This window comes from Tardiphaga sp., assembly GCF_044340795.1.
Lineage (GTDB): Bacteria > Pseudomonadota > Alphaproteobacteria > Rhizobiales > Xanthobacteraceae > Tardiphaga.
On record NZ_JBIISY010000244.1, the window covers coordinates 1 to 8,481 of the forward strand.

Here is an 8,481-nt window from a genome sequence, read left to right on the forward strand (position 1 = left end):
TTCTCGCCGATATAGGCGAGCAGTGTCTGCACTGCCTTCTCGGCCTCGGCGCGCGAGGGACGGCTCTGCTCGGGATCAACGGCAGCGGCCAGGAACTCGGCGGGATCAAGCTGCGCGGGCCGGAAATCCTTTTTGCCATCGCCAGACCTGGCGGCGTCGGCAGCGTTGCGAATGGGTTTGATGATCGCGTCCATCTTCTCTCCGTTCGACCGGCCAAACTGTAAGGCCGGAGGTGTCACCGGGCAGACGGGGCGGGAAACCGCCGGACGCCTGAGTCCGTCAAAGCAATAACATCGCCAGCGCCGAATGGAATTCTCAAATTCCGGCGATCTGGAGCACGGCCGGCGTTCTTTCGCCGGTCCGCATCCCTATATAGGATGCTGTTCCACCACCGCCAAGGGCCCGGCCCGGCACGCGAATCTGGAATCGGTGGCAGAGTTAAGGTCCGTATCAGATGCTGAACGACATCTATAACAAGCGCATCATCGAGCTCGCCGGTAATATTCCGCGCCTCGGCCGCCTGCCATCGCCCGATGCCAGCGCCACCGCCCATTCCAAACTGTGCGGCTCCACGGTGAAGATCGACCTAGCCATGGATGGCCACGTGGTCACCGATTTCGCGCATGACGTGAAGGCCTGCGCACTCGGCCAGGCGTCATCCTCGATCATGGCAGCGCATGTGGTCGGCTCCACTGCGGAAGAACTCCGCGCGTTGCGCGAGACCGTGCGAAAAATGCTGAAGGAAAACGGTGCGCCGCCGGCCGATGCGAAATGGGCTGATATCGCCGCGCTCGAGCCGGTGCGCGACTACAAGGCGCGGCACGCCTCGACTCTGCTGACCTTCGACGCCGTGGTTGATGCCATCGGGCAGATCGAAGCGAAATCCGGCAAGACGGAAGACGCGCCGGCCTGAGCCGGCGCCGTGCTATTTGGCCGGCGCGGCGCCGCCGGTCGGCGCCTGGATTTCCGCGGTCTTGGTGGTCGAGACCGTGGATGCCACCGGCTTCTCGTGCTCGGTACCGCTGACAAAGCGGTCCTGGATCGCCTTCGGCGCCAGCGCGGCCACCGGCGTCGTGTCCGCAGCGGGCTCCTGCGGCAGCACGTCTGCGACATGATAGGTGGTCACGAGATTGGACAGCTTCAGCTCATCCGTGGTGAGACGATGCAGGTCCTCCCAAGGCGGCACACTGAGCGAGAGCGACAGCAGGTCGCCGGAGCCGCCCATCTCCACCGTGTACTTTGCGAGACGGCCGACATCGCGCTGCACGATCATCAGATCCTGCGCGGTATAGCTCGCCGCCTTCGGGTCGTCGGCGCGGTCGCCCATCCAGATCTGGTGGACGCGGACATGCGCCTCGTCCGGCACGTAACGCGTCTTGCCACCGAGCAGCAGGAAGACGCACATGGATTCGCAATAGGCCTGCGGCAACACCGCGGGTTTCATCACGCCCGAGGACGACTGCAATTCGATGGTCGATCCCACCGTGGTGCGCAGGCCAAGCTTGCGCCAGCGGCGGCCGATGGTGATGGCGTCATTGACCGAGCCGCCCGAGGAATCGAGCACGACGGTCGCACCGTTCAGGTCACGGGTCCTGGCGAATTCCTCGAAGTCCTTCGGGGTGTCACCGGTGACGATGCCGACAGCGGTGAACCAGCCACGGCAGTTCGGCTCGCAGGCAACCCAGGTGAAGCGCATCGGCAGCTTGCGCTCTTCGAGCACGGCCGCAGAGGCGCTTGAAGCGGAAATGGAGGCAGCGAGGCCCGGCAATGCGATGCAAACGGCCATGGCGCGCAGCAGCGCCGAACCACTCCAACGAAAAGACCGCACAAAGCTCAATTCGGTTCCCTCTCGCACGCCGCGTGCACGAACTACGGAGCAAAGCCTATGCCACACCGAACGCTCATGATTCTGTCACACGAGCGTAATCAAAAACTAGCGTTCAGCGGCCCGGCGTCCAGTTACTTTTGCTGCGCTGCATGCGATAAATTGGCGAGTGTGACCGCACTGCATAAGCGCCCCGGTTCCCTGCCATGAAACCCGGCAAATCCTGATCGATCGAATAGCAAGCCGACCATGAACCACCCAGCGTGCCCGCATTGCATCGGTATCATCCGACGCACCCCACGGAACCTCGGCCGCGGTGCGATCTGGCTCTATCGCCACAGCTTCTCGCCATTGGTCGGCTTCAATTGCCGTCACATCCCATCATGTTCGATCTATGGCGACGAAGCGATCGAGCGTTATGGACTTTGGGCGGGGGGCTGGATGACGCTGGCGCGGCTGCTGCGCTGCCAGCCATGGGGAACCTCGGGCATCGATAATGTGCCGACCGCGACGCCTGCCGGCGCCCGCTGGTATCTGCCGTGGCGCTACGCGCGCTGGCGCGGCGTCAATGATGCTATGGAGTAGATCGCTCAGACCGCCGCAGCGCGCGACAGCCGCCGGCTCCAGATGATCGCTGACAATGCGACCGTCAGAAACACCATCGCGACATAGCCTGACGCATGGAAAAAGCCGCCGGCGAAGAGCACGCCGCCGATGCCTGATCCGATCGCCTGTCCGACATACAGCATCGAGGTGTTGAGCGAGACGGCTGCGGCGCCCGCGGCGGGCGCGGCCATGATCAGGCGTATCTGCTGCATCGATGTGATGGCGCCGAAGCCGAGCCCCCAGATGGCAACACCGCATGCCATCACCACGAGATGGCCGGCACCGAATGTCCAGACCGACATGCCCGTCAGCACGAGCGACGTCGAGAGGATCGATGTTCTGAGCGGTCCCCAACTGTCGACGATCCGCGTGGCCGTCATGATGCCGAGGAAGCCGCAAACGCCATAGATCACGAAGACTGTCGCCGCAGCATTGTGCCCTGCTCCCGCAAGACGTTCGAGCAGCGGGACGATGAAAGTGAAGATCGAGAACTGTCCGGCGATCTGCAGCGTGGTGATCGACAGCAGAAGCAGCACCAGCCGGTTGCGCGCCAGCGACGACCACGTGCTGAGATCGACCGGTGCGCCGAACAGTCCGCCCGGAATTCGCCAGACCAGCAGCGTGAAGCTGATGCAGCTCATCACGCCGACAACGCCATAGACCTCGCGCCAGCCGAAATGACTGGCGATGAAGGTCACCATCGGCAACCCGACGGCCGCCGCCAGTGTCCAGCCGAGGAAAGCATAGGCCACACTGCTCGCCCGCTTCTCCGGCGGCACCAGCATGCCCACGACACCCGCGGCCTGCGGCGTATAGGGCGCAGCGGCGATGCACATCACGAGGCGGATCGCGAGCAGCACGGTGTAATTGGGCGCGAAGGCCGAAGCGAGATTGCACACGGCAACGACTGCGATCACGGAGATCAGCATGGTTCGCCGTTCGATCCGGCTGGTCAGCCACGACATCAAGGGCGAGCAGATGCACAGCATCGCCGCGCCGAACGTGATCAGCAGCCCGGCTTCACGGATGGTGACGCCAAGCCCCGCAGACAATTCGCCGAGCATCGCCGTCGGCCCGAGCAGGCCAACGCCGGTGACGAAATTGCCGATCATGAGTGCAGTCGGTGCAAACGGGCGGGACACGGCCCGTGATATCACGCGACAGGGAACTGTACAGCAGCGATCATGCGCTTGCGCCCCCACGACACGACATCGGTGTGAAGGCCCACGCACATTGGCCGTATGCAAAAATGTGGGTTCTGAGGGTCAAACCCGTTCAGCCGTTTTGACGACTACCAGGGACAAGGGCGCACAACATGGCGTCTGCTCATCGAAGCGAGATGAATCCCGCGACACGGATTCAGCGACAGCACTTGCGAGGACTGCATGATCGTCTGGGGAACCTACGTCACCAAGAAAATCATCGACAAGGGTCAGTTCTTCTGCCCCGGCTGCGCGCAGCATCAGGGTTACAATCTGCGCCGCCCGAAGAAATGGGGTCATCTGTACTGGATCCCGCTGATCCCGATGCAGGAGCTCGACCGCTATGTGGAATGCACGGCCTGCGACAAGGCCTGGAACGAGACTGTGCTGCAGCATGATCCGATCCGCGAACAGCATCAGCGTGACGACAGACTTGCAACCATGCTGGCGCAACTGATGCTGCTGATGTCCGGCGAAGGGGGGTTGACGCCGGCACTCACAGACCGGATCACCGAGGCCACGGAGAAACTGCTGGGTGTCGAGGCCACACCGGAGTCGATCGCGACGGCCGTGATGTCCGGCGCCGACCGCAACACGGTTCTATCCAATACTGCCCGAGAGGCCGACAGCCTGAACGACCGCGGCAAGGAAGCGACGCTGCGGGCGGTGATTGCCATTGCACCCGGACGCCCACTCGGCGAACGCGAATGGATGCTGGCCTCGGATATCGGCAAGCAACTCGGGATGTCGCCTGCGCATGTGAGCGGCGTATTGACCGAGATGGCGGCGGCTTGAACGCACCGCTTGCTAAACGCTCAGCTTGTCATCCCCGCGAAAGCGGGGATCCAGTAGACACTGCGCACCAGCTCAGCGCGACCGGTGGCGTCGATGACACAGCAAGCGTGCGTGGTTGATCGCCCAATTTGGGTACGATCCTGCCTCTGCAACCCGCTGAATTGGACTCTCGCTCATCCGGCGGCTAAGGCGGCCTGATGTTTCAAAGTCAAATCAAGCCGCGCGTTTTCTTCGGCGCGTCCGCCGTGATCGCCACTTTGCTGACGATCACGATCGTCATGCCCGGCACTGCCGACAGCCTCTTCAAACTCGCGCAGAGCTGGGTGATCGACACCTTCGGCTGGTTCTATGTGGCGTCGGTGGCGATCTTCCTTGTCGTCGTCATCGTGCTGGGCTTCGGCCCGACGGGCAAGCTGCGCCTCGGACCGGACGATGCCGAGCCCGAATTCCCCTATGTCTCTTGGCTCGCCATGCTGTTCGCGGCCGGCATGGGCATCGGCCTGATGTATTTCGCGGTGGCCGAACCGGTGCAGCATTACATCTCGCCACCGGAAGCGCAGAGCGGCACCATCCGCGCCGCCCGCGAGGCGATGGCGATCACCTTCCATCATTACGGCGTGCATGCCTGGGCCATCTACGCCGTGGTCGGTCTCAGCCTCGGCTATTTCACCTATCGCAAGGGGTTGCCGCTCACATTCCGCTCCGGCCTGTCGCCCATTCTCGGCAAGCGCATCAACGGCCCGCTCGGCGACGCCATCGACATCTTCGCCGTGTGCGGCACCGTGTTCGGTGTCGCCACGTCGCTGGGGTTCGGCGTGTCGCAGATGACGGCGGGCCTTGCCTATAATTACGGGATCGCCGACTCGCCGGTCATGAAAGTCTCCGTCATCGTCGTCGTCATGGGCGTGGCGACCTTGTCCGTGCTGAGCGGCGCCGAGCGCGGCATCCGGCGCCTGTCCGAACTCAATCTCGTGCTCGCGGTGCTGCTGATGGTGTTCGTGCTGTGCAGCGGGCCGACGCTATTCCTGCTCCGCGCACTGGTGCAGAATTTCGGCCTCTATCTCGATCATTTCGTCGAGCGCACCTTCAAGCTGTATGCCTATGAGCCGCGGGCATGGATGGCCGACTGGACGCTGTTCTACTGGGCGTGGTGGATCGCGTGGTCGCCCTTTGTCGGCATGTTCATCGCCCGCATCTCGCGCGGACGCACGATCCGTGAATTCGTGGTCGGCGTGTTGTTCGTGCCGACAGCCTTCACCTTTCTCTGGATGACGGTGTTCGGCAATACGGCGATTTCGCTTGATCTTGGCGCTGCTCATGGCGGCATCGCCGCCGCGGTGCAGGCCAATCTCTCGACGGCACTGTTCAAGTTTCTCGAATATCTGCCGGCTGCGGGCTTCACGTCGGGGCTCGCGATCCTGCTGGTCGGCGTGTTCTTCGTCACGTCAGCCGATTCCGGCGCGCTGGTGATCGACACGCTGGCATCCGGCGGCGAGGAAGACACGCCGCGCTGGCAGCGCATCTACTGGTGCATCGTGCTGGGCGCGACCGCGACGCTTCTGCTGCTCGCCGGCGGTCTCGGCGCGTTGCAGGCAGCGACATTGATGGCGGCCCTGCCGTTCTGCTTCATCATGCTGCTGCTCGCTTACGGCCTGGTGCGGCAGACCAATGCCGATCTCGATGGCGAGACGATCGCCTCGGAGGGTCCTGCGATCAGCGAACGCCTCAAGCGGCTGTTCGTGCCGGCGAGCCGCGCCGAGATCGAGCGCCAGATTGCGAGCCATGGCGTGCCGGCACTGCAATCGGTCTGCCAGACCATGCTCGCCGAAGGCTGGGCCGACAGTGCGGTGAAGATCGAAAGCGAGGGTGCATCGCTGACGGTCAGCTTCGGAACCGACCGGGTGTTCGTCTATCGCCTGCTGCCGCGCTCCCGCCCGCTGGCCGCCTACATGGCCTGGGAGACGCCGGCCGCGCATCGCAGCCGGACATGGATGCTGGCTGCGCGCACCAACCACGAGACCCGGCACCGCGATCTGACCGGCTTCTCCGAACAGCAGATCGCGGGCGACGTCCTGACCCAGCTGGAACGTTCGCGCCCCGTGTGAGGCGCGGCGAGCCCCGGGCAAGATCCGGTATCGTAAAAAGGCAGCTTCGACGGCGTCAAAACCTCGCCGGACTGCTGTTGCAACATCCGAATCGGCTGCTATACCGCTGTTCCCCGCTTACCTGCGCCCGTGTGCAGGAGTGAGCCACAGGAGAGAAGACATGACTGAGAATGAAGGCTCCGGATTCAAATTCGGCCTCGCCAACCTCACCCCCGCCGACCAGAACAGCGCCAATGTGAACCTCACCTTTCCGGACGGCGCCGTGCGCCAGTATCCGCGGGGGACGACCGGCTTCGACATTGCCAAGGGCATCTCGCCCTCGCTCGCCAAGCGCACCGTCGCGATGGCGCTGGATGGCGTGGTCAGCGACCTCAACGACCCCATCGAGCAGGACGCCAAGCTCGAACTGATCAACCGCGAAGACCCGCGCGCGCTGGAGCTGATCCGGCATGACGCCGCGCATGTGCTCGCCGAAGCCGTGCAGACGCTGTGGCCGCAGACCCAGGTGACCATCGGTCCGGTGATCGAGAATGGCTTCTATTACGACTTCTATCGCGAGGAGCCGTTCACGCCCGAGGACTTTGCCGCCATCGAGAAGAAGATGCGCGAGCTGATCCAGCGCGACACGCCCTTCACCAAGCAGGTGTGGGATCGCGAGAAGACCAAGCAGGTGTTCCGCGACAAGGGCGAGGCCTTCAAGGTCGAGCTGGTCGATGCCATTCCCGGCAACGAGCCGATCAAGATCTATTACCAGGGCGACTGGTTCGATCTCTGCCGCGGCCCGCACATGACCTCCACGGGCAAGATCGGCAACGCCTTCAAGCTGATGAAGGTGGCGGGCGCCTATTGGCGCGGCGACAGCAACAACCCGATGCTGACGCGCATCTACGGCACCGCCTTCGCCAAGCAGGAAGACCTCGACGCTTACATGAAGCAGATCGAGGAAGCGGAGAAGCGCGATCACCGCAAGCTCGGCCGCGAACTCGACCTGTTCCATTTCCAGGAAGAAGGCCCGGGCGTCGTGTTCTGGCACCCCAAGGGCTGGACCATCTTCCAGGCGCTGATCGCCTATATGCGCCGCCGCCTCACCGGCGACTATCAGGAGGTCAACGCACCGCAGATCCTCGACAAGGGCCTGTGGGAGACGTCGGGCCACTGGGGCTGGTATCGCGAAAACATGTTCGCGGCGCAGTCCGCCGGCGACGAGGCCGAGGACAAGCGCTGGTTTGCGCTGAAGCCGATGAACTGCCCCGGCCACGTCCAGATCTTCAAGCATGGGCTGAAGAGCTATCGCGACCTGCCGCTGCGTCTCGCCGAATTCGGCGTGGTGCATCGCTATGAAGCCTCGGGCGCCATGCACGGGTTGATGCGCGTTCGCGGCTTCACCCAGGACGACGCCCATGTGTTCTGCACGGAGCACCAGCTCGCCGAGGAATGCCTGAAGATCAACGACCTGATCCTGTCGACCTATACCGACTTCGACTTCGGCGACATCGTGGTGAAGCTGTCCACGCGTCCGGAGAAGCGCGTCGGCACCGACGAGATGTGGGATCACGCCGAGCGCGTGATGGCCACGGTGCTCTCGACCATCGAGGCGCAGTCGGGCGGCCGCATCAAGACCGAGATCTCGCCGGGCGAAGGCGCGTTCTACGGGCCGAAGTTCGAATATGTGCTGCGCGATGCGATCGGCCGCGACTGGCAGTGCGGCACCACGCAGGTGGACTTCAACCTGCCGGAACGTTTTGGCGCGTTCTATATCGATGCCGACGGATCGAAGAAGGCGCCGGTGATGGTGCATCGCGCGATCTGCGGCTCGATGGAGCGTTTCATCGGCATTTTGATCGAGCACTATGCCGGCAACTTCCCGCTCTGGCTGGCGCCGACGCAGGTGATGGTCACCACCATCACTTCGGAAGGCGACGAATATGCCAAGGTGGTCGCCGCGGCC

The 8,481-nt window shown here is 63.5% G+C and carries 7 protein-coding genes and 1 pseudogene; 5 read left to right on the forward strand and 3 right to left on the reverse strand.

Going from position 1 to position 8,481, the window contains the following annotated elements:
* Positions 1 to 194: pseudogene (locus tag ACIQ17_RS27150) on the reverse strand (GTP cyclohydrolase I FolE); the annotation flags it as partial.
* A 260-nt stretch (positions 195 to 454) separates the two neighbouring features.
* Here ACIQ17_RS27150 and ACIQ17_RS27155 point away from each other — a divergent pair.
* Complete coding sequence (locus tag ACIQ17_RS27155) at positions 455 to 913, forward strand: iron-sulfur cluster assembly scaffold protein (RefSeq protein ID WP_398472446.1); 459 nt, start codon at positions 455 to 457, stop codon at positions 911 to 913.
* A gap of 12 nt (positions 914 to 925) precedes the next feature.
* Here ACIQ17_RS27155 and ACIQ17_RS27160 read toward each other — a convergent pair whose 3' ends face one another.
* The gene (locus ACIQ17_RS27160; RefSeq protein WP_398472447.1) at positions 926 to 1,837 is read right to left on the reverse strand and encodes a hypothetical protein; all 912 of its coding nucleotides are present in this window, start codon (positions 1,835 to 1,837) and stop codon (positions 926 to 928) included.
* Positions 1,838 to 2,074: 237 nt separating this feature from the next.
* Here ACIQ17_RS27160 and yidD point away from each other — a divergent pair, with 237 nt between their 5' ends.
* On the forward strand, positions 2,075 to 2,410 hold the full coding sequence (yidD, locus tag ACIQ17_RS27165) for a membrane protein insertion efficiency factor YidD (protein ID WP_398472448.1): 336 nt from the start codon (positions 2,075 to 2,077) through the stop codon (positions 2,408 to 2,410).
* 5 nt (positions 2,411 to 2,415) lie between these two features.
* Here the strand turns inward: yidD and ACIQ17_RS27170 are convergent, their stop codons facing one another.
* Positions 2,416 to 3,543: an MFS transporter gene (locus tag ACIQ17_RS27170; protein WP_398472452.1), complete on the reverse strand. Its 1,128-nt coding sequence runs from the start codon at positions 3,541 to 3,543 to the stop codon at positions 2,416 to 2,418.
* Positions 3,544 to 3,816: 273 nt separating this feature from the next.
* Here ACIQ17_RS27170 and ACIQ17_RS27175 point away from each other — a divergent pair, with 273 nt between their 5' ends.
* The 3 genes from ACIQ17_RS27175 to thrS form a co-directional block, all read left to right on the forward strand.
* Positions 3,817 to 4,428, forward strand: a complete 612-nt coding sequence (locus tag ACIQ17_RS27175) for a hypothetical protein (protein ID WP_398472449.1) — start codon at positions 3,817 to 3,819, stop codon at positions 4,426 to 4,428.
* 197 nt (positions 4,429 to 4,625) lie between these two features.
* Complete coding sequence (locus ACIQ17_RS27180) at positions 4,626 to 6,533, forward strand: BCCT family transporter (RefSeq protein WP_398472450.1); 1,908 nt, start codon at positions 4,626 to 4,628, stop codon at positions 6,531 to 6,533.
* A 160-nt stretch (positions 6,534 to 6,693) separates the two neighbouring features.
* The coding region (thrS, locus tag ACIQ17_RS27185) for a threonine--tRNA ligase (protein WP_398472451.1) at positions 6,694 to 8,481 on the forward strand (1,788 nt) is incomplete at its 3' end.

Bases quoted from the DNA above. Each gene is read 5' to 3' on its own strand.
- ACIQ17_RS27155 (WP_398472446.1), top strand. From the start codon at position 455: ATGCTGAACGACATCTATAACAAGCGCATCATCGAGCTCGCCGGTAAT.
- yidD (WP_398472448.1), top strand. From the start codon at position 2,075: ATGAACCACCCAGCGTGCCCGCATTGCATCGGTATCATCCGACGCACC.
- ACIQ17_RS27170 (WP_398472452.1), bottom strand. From the start codon at position 3,543: ATGATCGGCAATTTCGTCACCGGCGTTGGCCTGCTCGGGCCGACGGCG.
- ACIQ17_RS27175 (WP_398472449.1), top strand. From the start codon at position 3,817: ATGATCGTCTGGGGAACCTACGTCACCAAGAAAATCATCGACAAGGGT.
- ACIQ17_RS27180 (WP_398472450.1), top strand. From the start codon at position 4,626: ATGTTTCAAAGTCAAATCAAGCCGCGCGTTTTCTTCGGCGCGTCCGCC.